18 protein-coding genes, 1 tRNA gene and 2 rRNA genes (1 of these 21 only partly in view) are annotated in these 23,741 nt (G+C 60.3%); 9 read left to right on the top strand and 12 right to left on the bottom strand.

From position 1 onward, the window contains the following. Nucleotides 1–464 precede the first annotated feature (464 nt). Nucleotides 465–1,937 (top strand): C69 family dipeptidase, encoded by a 1,473-nt coding sequence (locus tag I6G90_RS13405; protein WP_197927890.1) that lies wholly within the window; start codon nt 465–467, stop codon nt 1,935–1,937. A 61-nt stretch (nt 1,938–1,998) separates the two neighbouring features. Here I6G90_RS13405 and I6G90_RS13410 read toward each other — a convergent pair whose 3' ends face one another. Genes I6G90_RS13410 through I6G90_RS13420 form a run of 3 tightly spaced genes read right to left on the bottom strand, consistent with a single transcriptional unit; the run spans nt 1,999 to nt 3,588 of the window. Then, nucleotides 1,999–2,745, bottom strand: coding sequence for an SDR family oxidoreductase (locus I6G90_RS13410; protein WP_075113268.1), 747 nt, complete (start codon nt 2,743–2,745; stop codon nt 1,999–2,001). Nucleotides 2,746–2,801: 56 nt separating this feature from the next. Then, on the bottom strand, nt 2,802–3,047 hold the full coding sequence (locus I6G90_RS13415) for a DUF3624 family protein (protein WP_040067114.1): 246 nt from the start codon (nt 3,045–3,047) through the stop codon (nt 2,802–2,804). A 31-nt stretch (nt 3,048–3,078) separates the two neighbouring features. After that, a complete protein-coding gene (locus I6G90_RS13420) occupies nt 3,079–3,588 on the bottom strand; it encodes a GNAT family N-acetyltransferase (RefSeq protein WP_197927892.1) in 510 nt (169 codons plus the stop codon). A 188-nt stretch (nt 3,589–3,776) separates the two neighbouring features. On the opposite strand from I6G90_RS13420, the gene I6G90_RS13425 reads away from it, so the two are divergent. Then, nucleotides 3,777–5,216: a RimK family protein gene (locus tag I6G90_RS13425; protein WP_197927894.1), complete on the top strand. Its 1,440-nt coding sequence runs from the start codon at nt 3,777–3,779 to the stop codon at nt 5,214–5,216. A 111-nt stretch (nt 5,217–5,327) separates the two neighbouring features. On the opposite strand, the gene I6G90_RS13430 is transcribed toward I6G90_RS13425, so the two are convergent. Continuing rightward, entirely contained in the window at nt 5,328–7,295 is a 1,968-nt protein-coding gene (locus I6G90_RS13430) for a TonB-dependent copper receptor (protein ID WP_197927896.1), read from the bottom strand. Here I6G90_RS13430 and I6G90_RS13435 point away from each other — a divergent pair. After that, nucleotides 7,284–7,544: a hypothetical protein gene (locus tag I6G90_RS13435; RefSeq protein ID WP_124928440.1), complete on the top strand. Its 261-nt coding sequence runs from the start codon at nt 7,284–7,286 to the stop codon at nt 7,542–7,544. The two genes, I6G90_RS13430 and I6G90_RS13435, sit on opposite strands and share 12 nt — an antisense overlap. On the opposite strand, the gene I6G90_RS13440 is transcribed toward I6G90_RS13435, so the two are convergent. After that, nucleotides 7,541–7,798 (bottom strand): DUF2442 domain-containing protein, encoded by a 258-nt coding sequence (locus tag I6G90_RS13440; protein ID WP_042057607.1) that lies wholly within the window; start codon nt 7,796–7,798, stop codon nt 7,541–7,543. The genes I6G90_RS13435 and I6G90_RS13440 overlap by 4 nt on opposite strands. Nucleotides 7,799–8,057: 259 nt before the next feature. Here I6G90_RS13440 and I6G90_RS13445 point away from each other — a divergent pair, with 259 nt between their 5' ends. Next, a complete protein-coding gene (locus I6G90_RS13445) occupies nt 8,058–10,022 on the top strand; it encodes an LTA synthase family protein (protein ID WP_197927898.1) in 1,965 nt (654 codons plus the stop codon). Between the two features lie 91 nt (nt 10,023–10,113). Here I6G90_RS13445 and I6G90_RS13450 read toward each other — a convergent pair whose 3' ends face one another. Next, nucleotides 10,114–10,584 (bottom strand): Lrp/AsnC family transcriptional regulator, encoded by a 471-nt coding sequence (locus tag I6G90_RS13450; RefSeq protein WP_005336001.1) that lies wholly within the window; start codon nt 10,582–10,584, stop codon nt 10,114–10,116. A 143-nt stretch (nt 10,585–10,727) separates the two neighbouring features. Here I6G90_RS13450 and I6G90_RS13455 point away from each other — a divergent pair, with 143 nt between their 5' ends. Beyond that, nucleotides 10,728–11,246, top strand: coding sequence for a cyclin-dependent kinase inhibitor 3 family protein (locus tag I6G90_RS13455; RefSeq protein ID WP_197927900.1), 519 nt, complete (start codon nt 10,728–10,730; stop codon nt 11,244–11,246). Here I6G90_RS13455 and metA read toward each other — a convergent pair whose 3' ends face one another. Beyond that, entirely contained in the window at nt 11,247–12,194 is a 948-nt protein-coding gene (metA, locus tag I6G90_RS13460) for a homoserine O-acetyltransferase MetA (protein WP_197927902.1), read from the bottom strand. Between the two features lie 144 nt (nt 12,195–12,338). Between metA and I6G90_RS13465 the strand changes: the two genes are divergently transcribed. From I6G90_RS13465 to yidA, 4 genes are all read left to right on the top strand, one after another. Then, a complete protein-coding gene (locus I6G90_RS13465; protein ID WP_058053130.1) occupies nt 12,339–13,577 on the top strand; it encodes an HD-GYP domain-containing protein in 1,239 nt (412 codons plus the stop codon). 53 nt (nt 13,578–13,630) lie between these two features. After that, nucleotides 13,631–14,779, top strand: a complete 1,149-nt coding sequence (locus I6G90_RS13470) for a competence/damage-inducible protein A (protein ID WP_197927904.1) — start codon at nt 13,631–13,633, stop codon at nt 14,777–14,779. Between the two features lie 274 nt (nt 14,780–15,053). After that, on the top strand, nt 15,054–16,721 hold the full coding sequence (locus tag I6G90_RS13475; RefSeq protein WP_332260270.1) for a DUF342 domain-containing protein: 1,668 nt from the start codon (nt 15,054–15,056) through the stop codon (nt 16,719–16,721). Nucleotides 16,722–16,835: 114 nt separating this feature from the next. After that, on the top strand, nt 16,836–17,645 hold the full coding sequence (gene yidA, locus I6G90_RS13480) for a sugar-phosphatase (protein ID WP_042657278.1): 810 nt from the start codon (nt 16,836–16,838) through the stop codon (nt 17,643–17,645). Between the two features lie 110 nt (nt 17,646–17,755). Here the strand turns inward: yidA and I6G90_RS13485 are convergent, their stop codons facing one another. The 5 genes from I6G90_RS13485 to I6G90_RS13505 form a co-directional block, all read right to left on the bottom strand. Then, complete coding sequence (locus I6G90_RS13485; RefSeq protein WP_197927906.1) at nt 17,756–20,839, bottom strand: transglycosylase domain-containing protein; 3,084 nt, start codon at nt 20,837–20,839, stop codon at nt 17,756–17,758. Nucleotides 20,840–21,047: 208 nt separating this feature from the next. After that, nucleotides 21,048–21,365, bottom strand: coding sequence for a PTS system regulator TmaR (tmaR, locus tag I6G90_RS13490; RefSeq protein ID WP_033136060.1), 318 nt, complete (start codon nt 21,363–21,365; stop codon nt 21,048–21,050). A gap of 320 nt (nt 21,366–21,685) precedes the next feature. Next, nucleotides 21,686–21,762: transfer RNA gene (locus tag I6G90_RS13495), tRNA-Asp, on the bottom strand. A gap of 97 nt (nt 21,763–21,859) precedes the next feature. After that, nucleotides 21,860–21,974: ribosomal RNA gene (rrf, locus tag I6G90_RS13500) — 5S ribosomal RNA — on the bottom strand. Between the two features lie 126 nt (nt 21,975–22,100). Further along, nucleotides 22,101–23,741 (bottom strand): 23S ribosomal RNA (locus I6G90_RS13505) (it continues 1,248 nt past the right edge of the window).

The following is a 23,741-nucleotide window of genomic DNA, read 5'->3' on the forward strand; positions in this document are numbered from 1 at the left end:
AATTCGGTGCACATCTGTAGCCATGCGCACAGGCTGATCCGGTCAAATGGGGCGTCAGGCCCCACCATTATCAATAAAACCAGCAAGTTACAGGCCAACTTGTCAGATGGTGCAAGATCCCGCGCTATGGCGGCGCTCACCACGCCCCCCACGCAAACAGGCGTCAGAATCATGACTCATCTGCTGCCGGTTCATGCTGTTTTGGCACATTTCACCGTCTGCGCGTCACAGCGCCAGAGAAAAGTCAGGAACAGCAGTTCGATCACAAAACAAACAACCAGCGAGGCATACAATTTTGGCGCACATCACAACCAGCCAGCCGTGTCATGGATGATCTGTTCGTAAAACCAATAACAGGCAGACCAATCTGCCGTGCTCACTCCGCTGCCAGTTCGGAGTTGCAGCCTCCCCACACCTCATCCCCTCGTCTGACTCTCACTCACCGCAACCCTTCGGGTACACCTATGAAAAAACACACCTTGAGTCTTCTCTCCGCCACCCTGCTCACCCTGCTTGGCACCAGTGCCGATGCCTGTACCGGCCTTATCGTCGGCAAGGGAGCCAGTGCCGATGGCAGCGTGATGATCGCCAGAAACGAGGATTTTGGCGTCAACAACTGGAACAAGTATCTGGCCTTCCACCCGGCACAACAGACCGAGGGCAAGAGCTGGAAACTGGGCAACGGGCTGGAAGTGCCGATGCCCAAGGCATTCTTCGCCTACTCCGCCATCCACGACTGGGATGCCACTACCAGCGACCCGGCAGGAAAATATTATGAAGAGCGTGGCATCAACGAGTTCAACGTCGCCATCTCGGCCACCACTAGTGCCGAAGTTAACGACAAGGCCCAGAAAGCCGATCCGCTGATCGAGAAGGGAGTAATTGAAGCCATCATCCCGACCCTGATCCTGCCGCAGGCCAAAACGGCCAAAGAGGGGGTCGAGCTGCTCGGCCGCTATGTGGAGCAATATGGCGCTGGTGAGGGCAACAGCCTCTATCTGGCGGATGTGGACGAGGCCTGGCTGATGGAGATTGGCTCCGGCCACCACTGGATCGCGGTGCGGGTGCCGGACGACAGCTACGCCATGGTGGCCAACGGTCTGCGCATCCACGGCGTCGCTCTCGACAGCGCCGATGTGCTGCACTCGCCCAAGCTGCTGGAGTTCGTACGCGAACACAAACTGCTGGATAACGCCGACCCGAAAGAGTTCAACTTCGCCAAGGCGTTCGGGGTCATCGCTGACCCGTATAACGTGGATCGGGAGTGGCTCGGCCAGAAAATGCTGACAGCCAGCCATCCGCAGCCGACCCGGCAGGCGCAATATCCGCTCTTTATGAAGCCGGATGCCCCCATCGCCGTGCCGGACGTGGCCAGGCTGCTGAGCGCCACCTATGACGGCACGCCGCTGGCGGGCAAGGCGGAGCGGCCGATCCGCATCGATCGCCAGCTCGAATCCCACGTCATCCAGCTGCGCAAGGATATGCCCAAAGAGCTGCAAGGATTGATCTGGCAGAGCTACGGCGTGCTGGCCGAATCTGTGATGGTGCCGCTCTACAACACCCTGGAAAACTATCCCCAGCCCTATCGCACCGGCAGCGACAGCTACTCCGACGATTCCGCCTACTGGCAGTTCCGCAGCCTGACCGCACTGGCCAACACCAACCCGGACAAATACCTGCCGCTGCTGCGAAACGTCTGGAGCAAGGAGAGCACCAAGCTCTACAAGGAGGTCGCCGTGCTCGACAAGAGCCTCAAGCAGACCTACGCCAACGACAAGGGCACCGCCATCGGGCTGGCCGCCGACTACTCCTATGGGCAGCTGGAGCAGACCTATCAGATGGCCAAAGCGCTGCGCTACAAGCTGATGACGGATCTGACCAAGAGCAGCGAGAAGAAGTACTCGGAGGAGGAGTTCAAGAAAATCATGAGCCTCTAATCGGCTCGCCAACGCAAAGAGGCTCCCGAGGGAGCCTCTTTTGTTTCACCCCATGCAGCGATCAGCGGCGGCTGATATTGAGCGGGCCGAAGGTCTGGGCCACCGGCATTATCTCGATGCTGTTGATGTTGACGTGGGCGGGCTGCTGGCTGATCCAGAGCACGGTATTGGCGATGTCGTCCGGCTGGATCGCCTCCACCCCCTGATAGACGGTGGCCGCCTTGGCATCGTCACCGTGGAAGCGCACGTTGGAGAACTCGGTGCCACCGCACAGGCCCGGCTCCACGTTGGTGACGCGGATGGCTGTACCCGCCAGATCGGCGCGCAGATTGAGGCTGAACTGCTTCACAAACGCCTTGGTGGCGCCGTAGACGTTGCCACCCGGATAGGGGTAGGTGCCCGCGATGGAGCCGATATTGATGACGTGGCCGCGATTGCGCGCCACCATGCCCGGCAGCAGCAGGCGGGTGAGCAGGGTCAGGCCGCTGATGTTGGTGGCGATCATCTGCTCCCAATCTTCCAGATCCGCCTTGTGGGCAGGCTCCAGCCCCAGCGCCAGACCGGCGTTGTTGACCAGCAGATCCACTTCGCTCCAGGCGGCTGGCAAACCGGCGATCGCGGCGCGGGTGGCCGCCTTGTCCTGCACGTCAAACACCAGCGGCAGAAACTGCTCGCCCAGCTCGTCAGCCAGCGCGGCCAGCCGCTCGGCACGGCGACCGGTGCCGATCACCTTGTAGCCCGCCTGCACCAGCTGGCGGCTGATGGCTTCACCAAAACCGGACGAGGCGCCCGTTACCATTGCAATCATCTGAACCTCCATATCTACACCGATATTGTTATTTATCTGTCTGAATCTATTCAGATTCATTCATCGCTCAATTCACGTCCGGTCGCCTTGCGCCAGACAAATACCACCAGATGGAGCAGCAACAGGCCCGAGCCCCCCAGCGCAAACAGCAGGCCGGTGAGGGCGTTGACCGAGGTGTCGGCGCCACACCACCACCAGACCAGCCAGCCACTCAGGCCGATGACGAAAGTCTGGATGGCGCAGACCGGGCAGCGCCCCAGCTTGGCCCTGATGGCGGTGGCAAGGCAGTTGTCACAGCTCATCCTGCTCCTCGATTCTGCTCATGCAACATGGTCAGTTGGTCTGCACAGACGGCTTGCGCGCCAGTCTGCGCCGCTCACGCTCCTCATCGCTCACCAGCGGCAGCACCAGCCGGTGGGCATGCTGGTCGCGGCCATAGTAGTCCGCCAGCCGCTGCTGGGGACGAAATCCCAACCCGTGATAGAGGGCCAGCGCCTCTTCGTTGGCGTCCCCCACTTCGAGGCGAATCGCCCCCCAGCCAGCGGCCTTGCCCTCGCGGATCACCTGCTCCAGCAAACGGCGGGCCCAGCCCAGACGGCGCACCGTCCAGCGGATAGCCAGTGCCTGAATGACCAGCCGATCCCAGCCTCTGTGCTCCAGCAGGCAGAGATAGCCCATCAGCTGATGCTTCTCATCCAGCAGCAACAGGGTGCGCCCCTTGGCGTGGGCCAGCAGATAGTGCCAGCGGCTGCGGCCAAAGGCGACTTCAGGGGGAAAACAGTAGCGTTCCAGATTAACGATGGCGCCCAGATCATCGGTTCGGGCCGCACGTACGGTCAACACGGGGAGTCCTTGTTCGGTTATTTATCTTCAGCACCAAAAATGCGACTTGTATCACAAGTTACCAAAGCGTCATATTAGGCACTGTAACCTCTTGTTTCCCCTCGCGCCATTGTCGTGCTTGTCGGTGCATCGAAGCCCACTGGGGATCCTGCCTTTTTTCAGGCAGTCTGATCTGTGGAGCCGAAAATATGAGTACCTATGTCATCGTCGAAGAGCTGGGCGACTGGCCTTGCCATGCCGATTATCTGCTGACCGCCCGCACCTATCTGCAACATGGCGTGCCGACCACCGGCGGCCGACCCCGCATCATCAACCTCTGCCGCAATCTGGAGCACCTGAGCGCAGGCTACTACTGCTCGCTGCTGGCCCAGGCCCGCGGCCACCACTGCCTGCCGGGTCTGCAGGCCATCAGCCGACTGCAACCCCAGCAGCCACCGGCCAAGCTGTGGCGCAAGGCGCAGGGGTGGCTGGCCCAGCAGAGCGAGGATCGGATTAGAGTGCGCGCCATCTTCGGCCAGTGTGAACAGAGCGAGCTGGCGGGGCTAGCCCGCTACTACTACGGCCTGAGCCAGCTGCCGCTGCAGGAGCTGACCCTCAAGCGCGGCCGCCACGGCTGGTCGGTGCGCCAGCAGCAGAGCCTGTCACCGCTGGAGCTGAGCCCAGGCGAAAAAGCGCTGATGCTGCACCACGCTCAGGCGCTGGTGGGCACCGGTGATGAGGAGCAGGCGGCGCCGCTCTACCAGCTCGCCATTCTGGTGGATCCCGATGATGGCCGCGCCAGCAGCGATGGGCTGGCGCTGGAGCGCTTTATCCGGGCTGCTGCCGCCCAGGGGATCCGGGCCGAGATCCTGCCACCGTCGGCCATCGAGCGACTGCCGGAGTTCGACACCCTCTGGCTGCGTGCCGAAACCGCGGTCGGCCACTACACCTTCGAATTTGCCCGCCGCGCCGAGCAGCTGAAGATGCCGGTGATCGACAGCTCCCGCGCTATCCTCGCCTGCAGCAACAAGCTCTATCTCTACGAGCTGATGGTGCGCAGCGGCGTGCCCATGCCGCCCACCATGGTGGTGACCCGTCGCGGCCGCCACCACGTGGAGGAGCTGGTGCAGCGGCTCGGCCTGCCGTTGATGGTGAAGGTACCCGACGGCGCGCAGGGGCGCGACCTCGCCATGGCCAGCGACGAGCAGCAGCTGGCCCGGCTGCTGGATGAGGGGCTGAGCCGCTCCGCCCTGCTGCTGGTGCAGAGCCGGATCCCCGCCGAGTTCGACTGGCGCATCGGCTTTCTCGACGGCTCGCCGCTGTTTGCCTGTCGCCGTTTTCGCCCCGAGCCCGGCAACCGCATTCGCCGCCGCAAGCACCCGCTCGACATGAGCCGCATCGAGGCGTTGCCCCTTAACGAGGTGCCGGAGCGGGTGCTGCAGACCGCCCGCCGCGCCGTTCATCAGCTCGGCAATGGCCTCTACGGACTCGACTTGCGCCAGCAGGGGCGTGACTGCGTGCTGCTGGAGATCGTCGACAACCCCTGGATCCGTGGCGATATCGAAGACAAGGAGGCGCAGGATCTCTACGAGCGACTGGCCCGAGCCTTCCGCCAGCGGCTGGAAAACCGGGGCCAGACCACCGCATAACCCGCCATGACCTTTTCGCCGACCAAATGACAGAGAGGGCCCCGCGATGGGGCCCTCTCTCGCATGGCAAGCAGGATCTATCCCTCCTGCCGACTCGTAAAAATCTATTTTTTAAATTGCGCCCGCCGAAGCAAAACGGTAGTTGACAGAGAGCCAGTACGAACGGCCCGGCTCGGGGATACGGCCGCTCTGCTCGTAGCCAAGCCCCGCCTGACTGGCGTGCACCGACTTGGAGAGGTGCTCGTAGTAGAAGGTGTCGAACAGGTTGTCTACGCCGGCCGAGAGCTGCCATCCCTTGGCAAACTGCCAGGCACCGCTCAGGTTCATGGTGAAGAAGCCCGGTGTCTCCCCCTGATCCTGACCCGCCACGGTGCCGGACCAGAGATCCACCCGATCCTGCGCCGCGACCGCACGGCCCAGCAGGGTGAAGTTCAACGCCTCGTCTGGCTGCCAGCCCAACGCCAGCTTGCCATCGAGCGGCGGCATCTGGGCCAGCGGTTTGTTGTCACTCTGGTTTTCGCCATAGACCACCGCCAGACCACCATCGAGACGCCACTGCTCGGCAAACTGCCAGCGCCCCTCCAGCTCACCGCCCCGGGTCTGGGCGTCGATATTGCGCACCTTACGTGTACTGCTGTTGTAGAGCAGGTAGTCCTTGATATCGGAACTAAAGAGGGAGAGGGTCAGATCCAGCTCGCGACTGCGCAGGGCCAGCCCCGCATCCCACTGCCGACTGCGCTCCGGGCTGAGAGTGAAGGGAACACTATCCGCATTGCGTTCCCAGTAGTCCGGCGCCCGCTCTGCCTGCCCCCAGGCCAGATAGCTGGACCAGCGGGGCGACCACTGATACTCGTAGCGGCCAAACCCGCTGTTCAGACTCAGAGTATCGCTGTAGAGGGTCTGTTCACCGGCGCCATAGCGGGTGGTCTCTACCCGATCCTGCCGGTAACCGCCCTTGTAGCTGTGCGCCCCCTGCTGACGGCCCAGCTCGGCAAAACCGCCCTGCTGCTCGAAACGCAGGGTGCGCTGGCGTGGCTTGTCTGCATAATCCAGATCCTTGCGAAATCTGTGCTGATCCCGGTTGCTATCTAACCCGGCGGTCAGCAACCAGTCGGCAGGTAAAGCGATGTCGTTGGCCCAGCGACCGCCGCTGTTGCGGCGATCCGGGTTGGAGAGCATCTTCATGCCGCTGTTTTGCCGCAGGCTGAAGTTGTCCATGATGTGATCGATATGGTTGTCCCACAGAGTCAGCTCGCTGCGCTGCCAGTGAGTGGTGATCTCCTCCTGCTTAAGCTTCAACCCGAAGGACTCCCGATCAAACATGGAGCCATCCATGGTGCGGTCCGCATAGGCGGCGCGGGCATTGCTGCGCTCGGCGGTGAGTTCCAGCCAGGTGTGCTCCCCCGGCGTCCAGCCCAGCTGCGCGGTGCCATTCTCGCGGCGATAGAAAGAGCGCACCTTGTTACCGTGACCATCGCGGTAATCGTCGCTGTCGGAGTGGGTGAACTGACCGCGCAGATAGCCATCGGTCGAGCCCGCCGTCATATCCACCATCTGATCATCGCGGCCAAAGCTGCCATAGAGGGCCGAGGCATCGGCCTTGAGGCCCGGTGCGGTGAATTCGGGTCTGTCCCGCTCGAACAGCACGGTTCCCGCCAGAGTGGCCCCCTGCTCGAGAGATTGCGGCCCCTTCAGCACCCGGATCCGGTCAAAGGATTGGGGGAACACATAGGCAGTGGGCGGGTCCATCCGGCCGCCGCAGCCGCCAGCCAGCATGCCGCCATCCATCTGCACGTTGAGGCGGGACATCCCCATCCCCCGCAGCACGGGATCGCCACCCAGCCCCCCTTTGCGCACCATACTCATGCCGGTGACATTCTTCAGATAACCGGCGCCGTCGGCAGCGGGCATGGGGGAACCGGGCTTCTTGGGATCCAGCGTCACTTCAAGTGTGCTGGCCGGGCGGGTTGCCACCACCACCATGGGATCCAGCTGTTGAACCGACTCCTGACCGGCAGCGCCGTGACAGGCGAGCCCACCAACCAGCAGGGCAAGGGGGGTGCGCATATGACAAGCCATACATTTTCCTTATGTATTTGTTTGTTTTGTTATTTTCATTCAACCAACCAAACCTTTCAGCAAGGGAAAGGTTTGCCATCAGGCCGCAAAAAAGGCCTGCGGCGCGAAAGCGGCAAGCCTCTGTCAGGTGAAGCGAAGGCAAGTTGGCAAAATGTTGCGCAGGTTTTACCCAAGTTGGCTCAGAAAGGCAAACGGGCAAACATTCCAGTAACAGGAATCTGGCGTTGGCTCACAAAAAATGGGGATTAGCTGAAGGCTTCCCGCTCATCGATGGGGGAGATCAGGTGATAAACCTCGTGGGCAGACAAGGTGCATCCGACAGGCCACTCCAGCTGGTGGTGGCGATTGATAAAGACCCGAGCGCAGTGGCGTTCGCTCTCCAGCTTTGCAAACAGGGGCTGACCTCGCCAGGGGGTCAGATCCAGCACGCCCGTGGTGCCATCCGATAACACCACAAACAGGCGCCATCCCTGCACATACTCGACATCGATAAAGACCGGCATCCCTTCGGCTCCGATTGAGATAATTCGCGGCAATTATAAATGGAGTCCCCCCTTCCATTCGCGCTGCGGCTCACATTTTATCCAGCAGCTTATTCTGCACTCAGTAACCGGTCGAGTTCACACTTTTAGATAAGCGATATGTTAATTGCCTCTTTTGGCAAGATAGAGTGCAACCTTATCCACATCTGCCTGTCATAAAAGCACAACAAATAAAAAAGCGTCTGTGGACAGACGCTTACAGGCTCATTCAGGAACAAACATGACAGCTCTAAAACAGCGCCTCGGCCCGTTTTGGCCCTTCGCCATCTTCTGCGCGCTCGCGCTCTTCTCTCTCTCTTTCAGTCGAATTGCCCTCGGTGTCTGGCAACTGGAACGGGTGGATGCCGTGGCCGGTTGGCAGGAGATGCTGCTGCAAGGGATCCGGGTCGATTTTGCCACCCTCTGCTGGGTCTGGGGCGTCCCCGCCATGCTCACCCTGCTGCTGGCAGGCCCCCACGCCATCGGTCGCGGCTGGCTGCAACTGATGCGAGTGTGGCTGACCGTCGGACTCTGGCTGATGCTGTTCCTCGAGATCTCCACCCCCTCATTTGTCACCGAATATGGCGTGCGCCCCAACCGCCTCTATGTGGAGTACCTCATCTATCCGAAAGAGGTGCTGTCCATGTTGTGGGCGGGCCGCAAAGCCGAGCTGCTGCTGGCGGTGCTCTTCAGTGGTGCCGTGCTGGCCGGTGGCTGGTGGTTGAGTGGCCGTCTGGTGCGTGGCCTCAGCTTCCCGCGCTGGTATCTGCGTCCGGCCTTCGCCCTGCTGATCCTGGCCATCGGTTTTCTCGGTGCCCGCTCCAGTCTCGGCCACCGCGCCCTGAACCCGGCCATGGTCGCCTTTGCCGAAGATCCGTTGGTCAACTCACTCACTGTCAACTCCGCCTACTCCCTCTTCTTTGCCATCAAGCAGATGGGTGCCGAGGAGGATGCCAGCCAGTTTTACGGCAAGATGTCCGAGCAGAAGGTGCTCGACATCATGCGCAAGGAGAGTGGCCGTCCGGCCAGTGATTTCAACTCCGATCTGCTGCCCAGCCAGACCTTCAACGAGGCAAGCTTCCAGGGCAAACCGAAGAATCTGGTGATCCTGCTGCAGGAGAGCCTGGGCGCCCAGTTTGTCGGCTCCCTCGGTGGCCTGCCGCTCACCCCCAACATCGATGCCCTGTCGCAGCAGGGCTGGGCGTTCGAGCAGCTCTACGCCACCGGCACCCGCTCGGTACGCGGTATCGAGGCGGTACTGACCGGCTTCACGCCGACCCCGGCGCAGGCGGTGGTCAAACTCGGCAAGAGCCAGACCAACTTCTTTACCATCGCGGATCTGCTCAAACAGCGGGGTTACGACACCAGCTTTATCTACGGGGGCGAGAGCCACTTCGACAATATGCGCAGCTTCTTCCTCGGCAACGGCTTCACCACCATCGTCGAGCAGAAGGATTTCGACAATCCGGTGTTCAAGGGCTCATGGGGCGCCTCCGATGAGGATCTGATGGCCAAGGCCGACGAGACCTTCAAGGCGCTGCACAAGGAGGGCAAACCCTTCTTCAGTCTGGTATTCAGCTCCAGCAACCACGATCCGTTCGAATTCCCGGACAACCGCATCGAACTGTTCGAGCAACCCAAGCAGACCCGCAACAACGCGGCCAAGTATGCGGATTACGCCATCGGTGAGTTCTTCAAGAAGGCGAAACAGTCCGAATATTGGAAGGACACCCTGTTCCTGGTCATCGCCGACCACGACAGCCGGGTCGGTGGCGCCAGTCTGGTGCCCATCCCCCGCTTCCATATCCCCGGCGTCATTGTGGGTGACGGCATTGCACCGAAGAGGGATCCCCGCATCGTCAGCCAGATCGACATGGCGCCGACCCTGCTCTCCCTGATGGGGATCAGTGCCGACTACCCCATGCTGGGCAAGGATCTGACCCGCATGCCTGCCGACTGGCCGGGGCGCGCCATCATGCAATACGACAAGAACTTCGCCCTGATGCGCGGCAAGGATGTGGTGATCCTGCAACCGGAACGCGCGGCGGAGGGCTATGTCTACGATGATGCCAGCGAGAAGCTGACCCCGGCAGCGCAACCGGACGCCTTGAAGGAGGATGCACTGGGTCTTGCCCTGTGGGGCAGCATGGCCTATCAGAAGAGTCTCTATCAGACGGCAAAGGACGAACGCACCGCCGCCAATTGAGCCGCTCGTGCTGATTCAACCGATAGCAGAATGGAAAAAACCGCCAGCTGGCGGTTTTTTCCATCTCCCCATACTGTCGGCCCACAGGCCATTATGGCTGGGGAAAGCAGGGTAGCGAGCGGCTGAACTTGTGCTCGAACACCAGCGAGGTTTCGAGGTGCACCACCTCCTCGCGGGAGGTGAAGTGGTCAAAGACGAAGTTGCGCAGGTGCTCGGTGTCGGAGACACACAGGTGCACCAGAAAATCATCCTTGCCCCCCATGTGGAACAGGCTGATCACTTCGGGCAGCGCCAGAATGGCATCGCGGAAGGCATCGATGATCTGGCGGCTGTGACGGGCCAGTTGCAGGGAGACCATGGCCTGAATGTGGCCACCCAGGGCCTGATAATCCACTTCGCAGTGAGCGCCCTTGAGCACGCCATCCTGCTGCAACTTGCGCACCCGCTCCAGACAGGTGGAGGGGGCAACGCCCACCAGCGCGGCCAGATCCTTGTTGGTCATGCCCGCATCCCGAAACAGATGGGCCAGGATATCCAAATCCAGTTGATCCAGGTTTCTCATCTTAACTCCTTGAACCGCTCAATTTTTTAGACTCTGCCCGTAAACCGGGGCAAACACAACGGCCATTGACATCCCCCCTGCCCCGCCTATCCTTGGCGCCATTCACCGGCCGCGGCCCTGCGGCCACCACGCGAGGATCCGCCATGCACCTGTTTCACCCCTTCTGGAGCCTTGAGGTTCCCCGTGTCGATGGCCAGTTACTGCTGACTCCCTGCCCCGGCACCCAGCAGGTGGCGCTGCCACTGGCACTGGATCAGCTCAGGCTGGCGGGAGCCCACGGCGTGCTGACCCTGATGACGGAGGCCGAACTGGCCCGGCTCGCACTGAGCCAGCTTGGCCCGCAGGTCGAGGCGAGCGGCATGCGCTGGTTCCATCTGCCCATCGAGGATGATCTGGCCCCCGACGCCGCCTTCGAGACCGCCTGGCAACAGGCACTGCCGCAGCTGCGCGAGCTGCTGGGGGATGGCAAGCATCTGGTCATCCACTGCAAAGGGGGCAGCGGTCGTACCGGTCTGGTCGCCGCCGCACTGCTGATGACCCTCGGCCAACCGCAGCAAGAGGCGATGGCCGCCATCAAGGCCCACAGACCCAAGGCGTTTACCTTGGCCTGCCACCGCCAATGGCTCGACCAGCTGGCCGAGCGGCTGGAGCAGGGCAACTGACTACTTGCCCCCCTGGTCGTAGGTGAAGACCTTGCCGATATCCTCCACCCGATAACTGGTGAGCTGATAGACGTAGTAGTTGAGCCAGTTGGCAAACAGCAGATGACCATGGCTGCGCCAGCTGGCGCGCGGGGTCTGGCCCGGATCGTTATTCGGGTAGTAGTTGACCGGAATGACCGGGTCGAGCCCAGCCGCCAGATCCCGCTGATACTCCCCGTCCAGCGTCAGTGCATCGTACTCCGGGTGCCCGGTGACAAACACCTGACGACAATCCTTGGTCGCCGCCAGATAGACCCCCGCCTCTTCCGATTCGGCAAAAATCTGCAGGTCGGTATGAGCACGAATAAGGTCGCCGTCAAACGCCGCATAGCGGGAGTGGGGCGCGACAAACTCGTCGTCGAAACCGCGCAGCAGCGGCTCATGCTCGTCGAGGCGATGGTGACGGTAAACCCCGGAGAGCTTCTCGCCGTGAGTCTGCTTCTCCATGCCATACAAGGCTTTCAGCGCCGCCTGTACCGCCCAGCAGAGGAACAGGGTGGAGGTGACATGCTGATGGGACCACTCGATGATCTCGACGATGCGCGGCCAGTAGACCACCTCCTCGAACTCCACCAGACCGAGCGGCGCCCCGGTGATGATCATGCCGTCGTAGTTGTTGCCACGCACCTGCTCAAAGTCGTGATAGAAGTTCTCAAGATGCGCCTGTGGCGTGTTCTTCGACTCCCTGTCATCGATGCGCAGCAGATCCACATCCACCTGCAGCGGCGAGTTGGAGAGCATCCGCATCAGCTGGATCTCGGTCTCAATCTTCTTGGGCATCAGGTTGAGGATCAACACCCGCAGCGGGCGGATGTTCTGGGTGACGGCCCGGGATTCCGTCATCACGAAGATGTTCTCCTGCCCCAGCACTTCGGCGGCGGGTAACTGATCCGGGATCTTGATCGGCATGCTTACTCCCTGTACTGCATCGGTAAATATGTCTGGACATCCAGAAGCCTATAATAAAGCTCCCGCCCTGTCATCAGATACCTTTTGTATTCACCCCCGCCTTTGACTAGCATACGGCTCAGTGTCTCTCCTGCTTCCAAGATAATGACCGGTATCAAGATTTCCGTAGATCGACTGCAAGTCGGCAACTATGTCTCCCTGCCACTGGGGTGGCGCGAACACCCGTTCCTGTTTTCCAGCTTCAAGATCAAAAGTGAAGAGGAGATCGAGCTGATCCGCCGGCTCGGCCTGAAACTGGTCACCATCATTCCCGACAAGAGCGACGTCCCGCCCAAACCCCTCAGTCAGGTACAGCCTCAGCCACAAGAGAGCTCAGACGCCGCCCAGCGCCAGGCCCAGATGCAGCAGGAGAAAGATCGCCGCATCGAGCAGTTGCAACAGTACCGCCGCGATCTGCAGCAGTGCGAGAAGCAGTTCCAGCAGTCGCTGGCGCAGGTGCGCAGCGTGATGAGCAAGATCCAGTCCCGCCCCCTCAACGCCATCGGCGAGGCACAGGAGCTGATCAACGCCATGACCGAGCAACTGCTCTCGGTGGACGAGATGGTGCTCCATCTGGTCTCCGACGGCGAGGATGGCAACAACCTCTACTTCCACTCCCTCAACGTCAGCGTGCTCAGCATGCTGCTGGCCAAGGAGTGCTGCATGTCGGCCGACCAGATCCGTCAGGTCGGCATGGGAGCGCTGTTCCACGATATCGGCAAGCTGAAGATCCCGAGCCAGATCCTGCGCAAGACCGAGCCGCTGACCAAGCCGGAGCAGAACCTGATGGCCCAGCATCCGCGCTACGGCCTCGACCTGCTCAATCTGGCCAAGGATTTTCCCGCCGAGGCGAAGGGGATCGTGCTCCATCACCACGAATATCTCGATGGCAGCGGGCCGGAAGGGCTCAAGGGTGGCCAGCTCGATCCGCTGACCCAGATGGTGTCGCTGATCAACGAGTACGATAACCTCTGCCACATGCAGGCCAAGGTGCCCTACTCGGCCCTGAGCGGCCTCTACAAGCAGCGCAAGGCGCAGTTCAATCCGGAGTACCTCAGCATGCTGATCCGGTTGATGGGGATCTATCCCCCCGGCAGCGTGGTGCAACTCTCGAACGGTCAGGTCGGGCTGGTGATGTCGGTCAACGCCTCGCGTCTGCTCTACCCCTCGGTGCTGGTCTACGATCCGCGCATTCCCCGTCAGGAAGCCGCCATCATCGACCTGCAGCAAGCTGAACTGTCGATCGCCAAGGTGATCCACCCCAAACGGCTGCCGCCCGCCGTATTCGAGTATCTCAATCCGCGCACCCGGATCAGCTACTACTTCGAACACAACAAAGCCTGATTGCCCTGGCCCCAGGCCAACCGTTGTCACCCGTTTAACCCAAGGAGCCCGCCATGCGTATCGAGATCATCAGCACCGGAGACGAAATAGTGACGGGTCTGGTGGTGGATACCAATGCGGCCTGGCTCAGCGCTCTGCTGCTGGAACAGGGGTGGCAGGTGCGCCGTCGCCTGACGGTGGGGGACAACCTCGCCGACCTGAAAACGGTGCTGCAAGAGAGTGCCCGCCGCGCCGAGGTGGTGCTGGTGTGTGGCGGGCTCGGGCCCACTGCCGACGACCTGACCGCTCAAGCGGCAGCGGAAGCCTTTGACCAGCCATTGACTATCTTCCCCGACTGGCTCGCCACCATCACAGCGCGCTACGCCAGCCGTGGCCGCCCGATGGCACAGAGCAATGCCAAACAGGCCTGGTTGCCGCAGGGAGGCGAGATCCTCGACAACCCGGTCGGCACCGCCTGCGGCTTTGTGGTGCGAAGTGGCCAGAGCCAGCTCTTCTTCACCCCGGGCGTGCCGTTCGAATTCAAGCAGATGGTGCGCGAGCAGATTCTGCCGCGCCTCAAACTGCTGGCCGGGGCACAAGTCGATACCGAGCTGCGTCGCTTCTACACCTTCGGCATCTCGGAATCAGCCCTCAGCGATATGCTGGATGCCGAACCTTGGCCCATGGGTATCGAGCTGGGTTATCGCTCCGCCATGCCCCTTATCGAGCTGAAGCTGATCGGCCACAGCGCCAGCGCAGCTGACATGGAGAGCGCCGAGCACCGGCTGCTGAACAGGATCCGCCCCTGGCTGATTGGCAGCGGCGATACGGAACCGGCGCAGCAGATCCTCGCGCTGCTGCAAGGCCGGCCACTGACGCTGCTGGAGGGGGAGAGTGGCGGCGCACTATTGGCACTTTGTCACGGTCATCACCGACTGGACGCCCGCTTCAGCACGCAACTGGCCGATGATCTGGCCCGGCTGCCGACTGCCGATACGGGTCTGCAACTGACCATAGGGCGAGAGGGGGCAGAGGGTGTGCCACTGCTGCTCTGCGCCGATGGCCAGCAGATTGGCCAGACGCTAAAGGTCAGCCACCCTGACCCGGAGAGCCGCCGCAAGATCCTCGCCTTTGCCGCGCTCGACATGCTGCGCCGCCATCTGCTGGGCGAGCCGGTACTCGGCGATTACCTCACGTTGACCAGAACGGCGCAGCGCAGCTGATCACCAAAATGCCTCCCCCTGTCAGCGCAGCCCATGTCGCTGGCAGAGCTCCCCTGCCGCGATCCGGCGAACCACCCAGCGCCATTGCCGAACAGCGCCCGAATTTATCCGGCCATCATCACCGATTTGATCTCAATCCATTGACCATTCAGAAGAAATGTCTGAATACTGCCCGCTCTCTCGGTCGGTGATTCGCTTTCTTTGACATTGAGAGATTTAATGACAGTAGAGGGGTAAACCGAGCGCCCCTCTCCCCACCAGGCAAGGAGATACGGTGTTAAGCAAAGAGTGGCTGCTGCTATCAAGCGACATGGAACTGGTCTGCCTGCGGATTGCCGCCGGTCTCACCAAACCGGTCACGGAACAGGATGTGCAGGCTCTGCTGCTCGCTTCCAACTGCCGCCGTTATCAGCCACTGCCAGAGGGGTTCAAACAGGCCATCAGTCTGCTCAATACCCTGCTTACCAACCCTGCCGCCCCGGTGCCTACCAAGCCGATCCCCATCGGCAAACGTCAGGATGCCAGAGTCACCATAGTGGTGGAAAAAGACCGGATGAGCGCCAGTGCCCAGATCACCGCCGACTGGGGTGGCAAGTATGTGACGATGGAACAACTGCAAGAGGCGATCGCCCTCAGCGAGATCAAACAGGGGGTGAGTGAGCCACGCCTCACCGCCGCCATCGTGTCGGCCAAAGAGGCCCCACCCGGCAGCCAGCTCAAGCTGGTCGTTGCCCGTGGCCAGCCTGCCGTCAATGGTCAGGACACCCGCTATGAGCGGCTGGTGGAGACCCCGGCCGAGCGGATCCTCAAACCGCAGGAACTGGATCATGACCGGGTCGACCTGCGGGATCTCGGCTCCCTTGTCACCGTCAAAGCTGGCGCCCAACTGATGCGCCGCCACCCTGCCACCCAGGGGGTACCCGGCTTTACCGTAACCGGCCAGGAACTGCCCGCCAAGCATGGCAAGGACAGCCCGATGAGTGCTGGTGAGGGCACGTTCTTCTCCCCCGATGACCCCGACCTGCTGATTGCCAGCCGTGCTGGGCTGCCCTGCCAGGAAAAATCAGGCATGAAGGTAGATGAGGTGCTTAGCGTCAAACGGGTGGATGCGCGCCATGGTCATATCACCTTTGAAGGGGGGTTGATCGTCAATGATGACGTCAACCCGGGCATGAGGATCTCGGTCAGCGGCGACATCGTCATCGGCGGCTTTATCGAGGGGGGCTGGATCGAGGCAGGGGGCAGCATCACGGTTCGGCACGGCATCATTGGCCGCCGTGACGATCAGGGGGAATTCCTCTGCCAGCTCAATGCCCAGGGGGAGATCCACGCCAGCTACGCCCAGTATGCCCAGCTGGAAGCGGGGGGCGATATCCAGATCCAGAGCCAACTCAGCCACTGCTACAGCCGCAGCGGGCAGGACATCAAGGTGGGTGACGGCGGAATGCGTAAAGGCAACCTGCTGGGTGGCCTCAGCATTGCCAATCGCCTCATCATCTCGCCGGTGTTGGGGGCTTCTGCCGGTAATCAGACCCGGCTGCAGATCCTAGGCGGCTACTTCACCCACAAGGAGCAGGAGCATCAGCTCAAGCAGCAGCAACAGGCGTGCCTGGATCAGCTGGAAAAGCTCAAGGAGCTGGTGATGCGACTGGTGCAACTGCCCAGCGACAAGCGCAATCCGGATACCCTGCGCAAACTGAAACCCATCCGCGAACGCCATCAACTCGAGCTGCGCCAGCTGGAAGATCAACTGGCCGCCAACCATGAAGAGCTGCAGAAACTGATGGCTGAAATGGACATCATCGCGACCCAACACCTCTTCCCCGGGGTCGAGGTGGAGATGGCTCATCATCACAAACGGGTCGATATCGAACATGGCCCGATCCACTTCTGCATCCGCGAAGATCAACTGCTGATGAACCCCTATGAGGGGCACAAATAGATCAATCGGCACAGCGCCATCGCTGAACCGACCGTGATCCCGCCGCCGATTTTCGCTACACTCGCCACTTCCTTGGCCCCACCGGGCGGGCCACCCAGACTCAGGTAGTGAGAGATGTACAAGCTGATCGCATTGGATATGGATGGCACCCTGCTCAACCCGCAGGGCCAGATTACTCCCCGCACCCACGCCGCCATCAGCGCTGCGCGCGCCAAAGGGGTTACCGTGGTGCTGGCCTCCGGCCGCCCGCTGGAAGGGATGAGCCGCTATCTGGCCGAGCTCGGCCTCACTACCGAAGATGATTACGTCATCTGCTACAATGGCGCCCTGGTGCAGCAGGTTGCCGATCAGCGCATTATCCGCAGCCAGCTGCTGACCGGCAGTGACGCCAGCGCCGTCGCCAGACTGGCTGACGAGCTGGAGGTGAACGTTCACGGTTTCTCGGTCACCCAGGGCCTCATCAGTCCCCGTGTCAGCACCTACACCGAGCACGAATCCCGCCTGATCGGCATGCCGATCAATCTGATCGACTTCGCCACCCTGCCTGCCGACGAGCAGATCATGAAGGTGATGATGATCGACGAGCCGCCCCAGCTCTCCCGCGCCATCGAGCAGCTGCCTGCAGAGCTCTATGAGCGCTATACCGTGGTACAGAGTGCCCCCTTCTTCCTCGAGTTCATGCACAAGCACAGCAACAAGGGAACCGGCGTTGCCGCGCTGGCCGAGCACCTTGGCCTGACCGCCGGGCAGGTGATCTGCGTCGGAGATGCCGGCAACGACCACCACATGATCGAGTACGCAGGCCTTGGGGTTGCGATGGGCAACGCCACCGACGAGATCAAGGCTCTCGCCCAGCACACCACCGCACGCAACGATGAAGATGGCGTGGCCCGGGTGATCGAGCAGTTCGTGCTGAACGTCTGATCGCTTCGGCGCCGCCGCTGCGCCCGCTGAGGAAAAGAGAACGGGGAGGCTGTCAGCCTCCCCATTTTTTCTGGTTAGTTATCTGCGTGATTAGCTGCAATCAACCCGTATCACTGGTTCGCCAAGCACTGGGTATGGGATCCCGGCTGCAGATAAGGTATCAGCAGCGGAGCCATCCCCTTGAGCACCTGCACCGGCAGCGCCGAGGTGAAGCGGAACTTGTCGGACTGGCTGCCCGGCACATAGGCGGTCAGGGTACCGAAGTGATCCTCACCCAGATAGAAGACGAAAGTCGCGGTACGGTTGCGCGCCAGCGAGCTGGTCACGTTGCCATAACGGCCCACGGTCTCAATCCGGTTATCCCCGGTCCCGGTCTTGCCACCCATTTGCAGCACAGTGCCATCAGGCAGGGTAAATGCCCCGGCGATACGTCTTGCCGTCCCCCCTTCCACCACCTTGGAGAGCGCATTACGCAGGGCGGTCGCGACCTCAACAGGCAGAACCCTGGTGCCTTCGGCATGGGTCGGTTCGAACTCGGTCTCGAAAGGCGTCCCCTTGGCGAACGAGAGGTGCTCGATACGCAGGGTCGGCGAACGGACTCCGCCATTCTGGATAATCCCCATCAGCTCAGCCAGCGCAGCCGGGCGATCGCCGGAGCTGCCCAACGCGGTCGCCAACGAAGGCACCAGATGGTCGAACGGATAACCCAGCTTGGCCCAGCGCTGATGGATATCGAGGAACGCCTCAACCTCCAGCATGGTGCGGATCCGGCTGTCGCGGGCGCTGCGATGACGGGTCTTGAACAGCCAGCTGTAGACCTCCTGCCGCTCGTCACGGCTGGCCGCCACCGCATCGGCAAAGGTCGCCTTGTCAAACTCCTTGAGATAGGCCAGCAGCCACAGCTCCAAGGGGTGCACCCGAGCGATATAGCCCTGATCCGGCAGTGAATACTTGCCAGGGCCATAGCTGACATAGAGCTGGTTGATCCGCTTCGCGCTCAGCTTCTCCCGCGGCAACCGTTCCGCCAGGAAGGCGGCAAAGGTCGCCTCATTGGCATCCGGCATCAGGTAGCGGTGAACCGCAGCCAGACGTACCGCGCTCGGCTTGAGGCCATCGAGGAAAGTATCGAGCTGCTCTTCTGGAGTCTTGCCGCGATATTTGCGCCAGAAGCGCAGCAGATAGGTCTGCCCCTCTTTGTCGGCAAATTTGGCCAGATACTCCTGACGACGGGGATCCTTGTCATCCTTGAGCAACTGGGCACGATTCCCCTCCTTGTAAAGGCTGTAGCGCACGATATCGCGCATCAGCCGTACAAACGGCAGGTTGATGGACTCGCGCAACGCATCGCGGATGGGAGGAATACGCCCGTTATCCTCACGGCGGAAGTTGTTGAAAGTGTGCATGCCGCCACCGGTAAAGAACCCCTCGTTGGGGCTAGCGGAGTATTTGCGATCCAGCGCCGCTTCCAGCATCACCGGCAGGCTCTTGTCCTGAGCCGTCATCAGATAGGAGATGGCCCAGCGGCTGAGGTTGTCCTGAGAGGCCGACGCGAGTTTGCGCAGGCTATCGGGCGACATGCCCGCATAGTTGTCGTGCAGCTCGGCCACGATCTCCAGATAGGTGGTCAGCACCCGCAACTTGGCAGTTGAGCCCAACTCCAGCTTGGAGCCTTCGTTGATATCGAACGGCTGATCGGTGTTGTCGGTCTGCACCCGCACCTTGAACCCTTCCGGCGACTTCTCGAACAGGGTGAAGCTGTAGCGCACATCGCCCGTCTTCTCCGGCGAGAGCAGGCGCTCACCAAACAGCCCTACCTGAGCGGCAAATGTCGGGTCGGCCAGCTGTTGCAGGTAACGGGAGATTTCGTTCTGCAGCGGCATGTTGAGGCTGGTATCGGCCGTCAGATCCATCCGGTCGAGGTCATAGAGCTGCACCCCGAGCTGACGGCTCAGGCGAGTACGGGCAACCTGCAACCCCTTGTTATTGTTCACCCGGGTGATGGCCGGGGACTGCAGGAAGTCACGGAACGAGATCTTGGCCTTGAGCGCCGCCTCCATCAGCGGTGGTGTGATCATCCCCTCCTGCACAAACAGACGCAGGTAGCTGTCGGTCAGAGCTGCGAGCGACTCGCGCCCCTGAGCCAGATAGTAGGAGGGACGGCGGTGAGCAATCATCAGCGAGACCACCTGACGCAGCGCAAGCCCCTGCTCGGCCAGCGGTGCATTCTGGTTGCGGGCGGGATCCAGCAGACGGTTCACGTCATCGACGTTGGCACCAAACCAGACCCAGAGACCATCCCCCAGACCATGCACCTCACCATATCCCGGCGCAGCCGAGAGCGGCACCGAGTTGAGATAGGCCCAGGCAACCAGTTTGCGCGCTTCGAGGGTTTCCGGCCCGAGACGATAGGCCCGCACACTGGCAGAGGCCATCTGGCGGATCTTCTCGGTCGGCGACAGGGTCAGACCATCCGGCGAGTGGCGATACTTCTCCACCTGGGTCGCCAGGGTACTGCCGCCGGCAGATTGATCCTGCATATCGAGCGCCTTGCCCACCTGAGAGAGCGCTGCCTTGGCAAAACGTGGCCAGTCGACTGCCGGGTTGGCCAGCGGCTCTTCGTTGCTCAGCAGATCGCGGTTCTCGATAAACAGCAGCGACTGGATGACTAGCGGCGGAATGGAGTCAAAATCCGGATAGTGATGGGTCGGATACTTGAATTGATAGAAGGGCTCGGCGCGGCAGTCGTGCAGCGTCAGTCCGGCCTGCACCTTCTCGGTATAAGGCACGAAGAAGCCACGACTGGCGTAGTCATAGAGTGCGTCGGAGAAATGCACCTGCTTGCTGACTTCATAGCCCCGTTGCAGCAGACGCTCCTGCATCATCGGCAGTTGCACATAGCCGAGCCGCTTGTCGAACGGGCCATCCTCAGGGAAGGCGATCTGCTTGCTCTGGCCTGGCTCGACCTGATAGGTGAGCTTGGCGGCATAGCGGGAGATCTCCTGAGATTGCAGCTTCGAGGTTTTCATCTCATAGCCAACCAGAGCGATCACCGCCCCGAGGCACAATAAAAAGAGAAAACAGAACAGCCAACGCCACCAGGGACGACGCTTGCGCTTTGGGTTCCCGTCCGTGGTCTGGACAGATGAATCTTGAGATGCCACTTGTGTCAAATCCGTCTGTTCTGATGCGCCCATATCAGCCCCACCATGGTTGCGCAATTTATTGTGTTTCACTCAAGCTTAGTCTTTTCAAGTCAATGGCTTGAAACTATTGACCGCTTTGTAGTGATGGTAACAGGGCAATTCTAAAAAGGGGAGCCGATTGTTGCAGGAGTGGCAGAGATCCGAGCTGATAACAAAACACCGGCCAGTGGCCGGTGTCTCTTGAGCGAAAGCGGAACGCTTACTTGTGAGAGCTCATGCCCTTCAGTTTGGTGCTCAGCTCTTTACGCTCTTTGGAAAGCTCGGCGTTCTTGATGATGTGATCATCCACGCGCTCTTCATAGTCGGTACGCATGTTGGCAATGATCGCCTGTACATCATCAATGCTCATGCCCGGCTTGATGTAGTCGCTCAGGTTGTCGAGCAGCAGTACGCGCTTCTGGTTGTCACGGATCTTCTTCTCGTTATCCGCAATTTCACGCTTGAGTTTGTTCTGGCGACGGGACATACGCACATATTCCAGTACATCGCTAAAGGTGGACTTGTTTACTTGTTCCATATCGATACCACTGACTTAAGGTTGATAAAAACTGGCCAAGTTACACCTGGAACCCGGCAAACGCGGCGCGGGACAGGCAAACTCAAGATGCCCTTACTCTACCGAGTTATAAGCGAGATACAACCCTAATCACGCGCCATGAGCCGAGTTTGGCCAAAAGTAAACCAGTTCAAACTGGTTGAGGAACGACCAAAAAAGGGTGGAATTTATAGACAAAACAGCAAGGAGTGAGGGCTTTTTGGCCCAAGATGATAAAAACAAGACTTAAGAATCGCCCATAGCAAAAAGGCCTTCCCATTCGGGAAGGCCTTTCAAATTAGTGGCGGAGCGGACGGGACTCGAACCCGCGACCCCCGGCGTGACAGGCCGGTATTCTAACCGACTGAACTACCGCTCCGCTGTCTGGTTAGCTTTTCGCTAAATTGTCTGCCGCTTCAATGAGGTGTCATCCTCTCGGCCAACGTCGTGATGTGCACGTCGCTGTTTAATTGGGTGCCTGGCAGTGTCCTACTCTCGCATGGCGAATGCCACACTACCATCGGCGCTACCGCGTTTCACTTCTGAGTTCGGCATGGGATCAGGTGGTTCCACGGCGCTATGGCCGCCAGGCAAATTCTTCAATCTGAGAAAGCTGACGTGAATAACGATGTTGCTCGTGGCTTGTCGCTATCACTGAATTAGTTAGTAGTTCGCTTGGTATTTGCTACAAGGCCCAGAACACTTCTTGGGTGTTGTATGGTTAAGCCTCACGGGTAATTAGTATGGGTTAGCTCAACACGTCGCCGCGCTTACACACCCCACCTATCAACGTTGTGGTCTCCAACGGCCCTTTAGGACCCTCAAGGGGTCAGGGATGACTCATCTCAGGGCTCGCTTCCCGCTTAGATGCTTTCAGCGGTTATCGATTCCGAACTTAGCTACCGGGCAGTGCCACTGGCGTGACAACCCGAACACCAGAGGTTCGTTCACTCCGGTCCTCTCGTACTAGGAGCAACTCCCTTCAATCATCCAACGCCCACGGCAGATAGGGACCGAACTGTCTCACGACGTTCTGAACCCAGCTCGCGTACCACTTTAAATGGCGAACAGCCATACCCTTGGGACCGACTTCAGCCCCAGGATGTGATGAGCCGACATCGAGGTGCCAAACACCGCCGTCGATATGAACTCTTGGGCGGTATCAGCCTGTTATCCCCGGAGTACCTTTTATCCGTTGAGCGATGGCCCTTCCATTCAGAACCACCGGATCACTATGACCTACTTTCGTACCTGCTCGACCTGTCCGTCTCGCAGTTAAGCTGGCTTATGCCATTGCACTAACCTCCTGATGTCCGACCAGGATTAGCCAACCTTCGTGCTCCTCCGTTACTCTTTGGGAGGAGACCGCCCCAGTCAAACTACCCACCAGGCACTGTCCGCGAGCCCGATTCAGGGCCCTGCGTTAGAACATCAAACATACAAGGGTGGTATTTCAAGGACGGCTCCAGCGCAACTGGCGTCACGCCTTCAAAGCCTCCCACCTATCCTACACATGTAGGTTCAATGTTCAGTGCCAAGCTGTAGTAAAGGTTCACGGGGTCTTTCCGTCTAGCCGCGGGTACACCGCATCTTCACGGCGAATTCGATTTCACTGAGTCTCGGGTGGAGACAGCATGGCCATGGTTACACCATTCGTGCAGGTCGGAACTTACCCGACAAGGAATTTCGCTACCTTAGGACCGTTATAGTTACGGCCGCCGTTTACCGGGGCTTCGATCAAGAGCTTCGCTTGCGCTAACCCCATCAATTAACCTTCCGGCACCGGGCAGGTGTCACACCCTATACGTCCACTTTCGTGTTTGCAGAGTGCTGTGTTTTTGATAAACAGTCCCAGCCATCTGGTCACTGCGACTCCCGACTGCTCCATCCGCAAGGGACTTCACTGTCAAGAGCGAACCTTCTCCCGAAGTTACGGTTCTATTTTGCCTAGTTCCTTCACCCGAGTTCTCTCAAGCGCCTTGGTATTCTCTACCCGACCACCTGTGTCGGTTTGGGGTACGATGACTTGTAATCTGAAGCTTAGAGGCTTTTCCTGGAAGCAGGGCATCAATGGCTTCCGCACCGTAGTGCGTTCGTCTCGTGTCTCAGTGTTGTGTCTCCGGATTTGCCTAGAAACACCACCTACGCACTTTCACCAGGACAACCGTCGCCTGGCCCACCTAGCCTTCTCCGTCCCCCATCGCAATTACAAGTCGTGCAGGAATATTAACCTGCTTCCCATCGATTACGCCTTTCGGCCTCACCTTAGGGGTCGACTCACCCTGCCCCGATTAACGTTGGACAGGAACCCTTGGTCTTCCGGCGAGGAGGCTTTTCACCCCCTTTATCGTTACTTAC

It is taken from the genome of Aeromonas allosaccharophila (genome assembly GCF_016026615.1).
GTDB classification, from domain to species: Bacteria; Pseudomonadota; Gammaproteobacteria; order Enterobacterales; family Aeromonadaceae; genus Aeromonas; species Aeromonas allosaccharophila.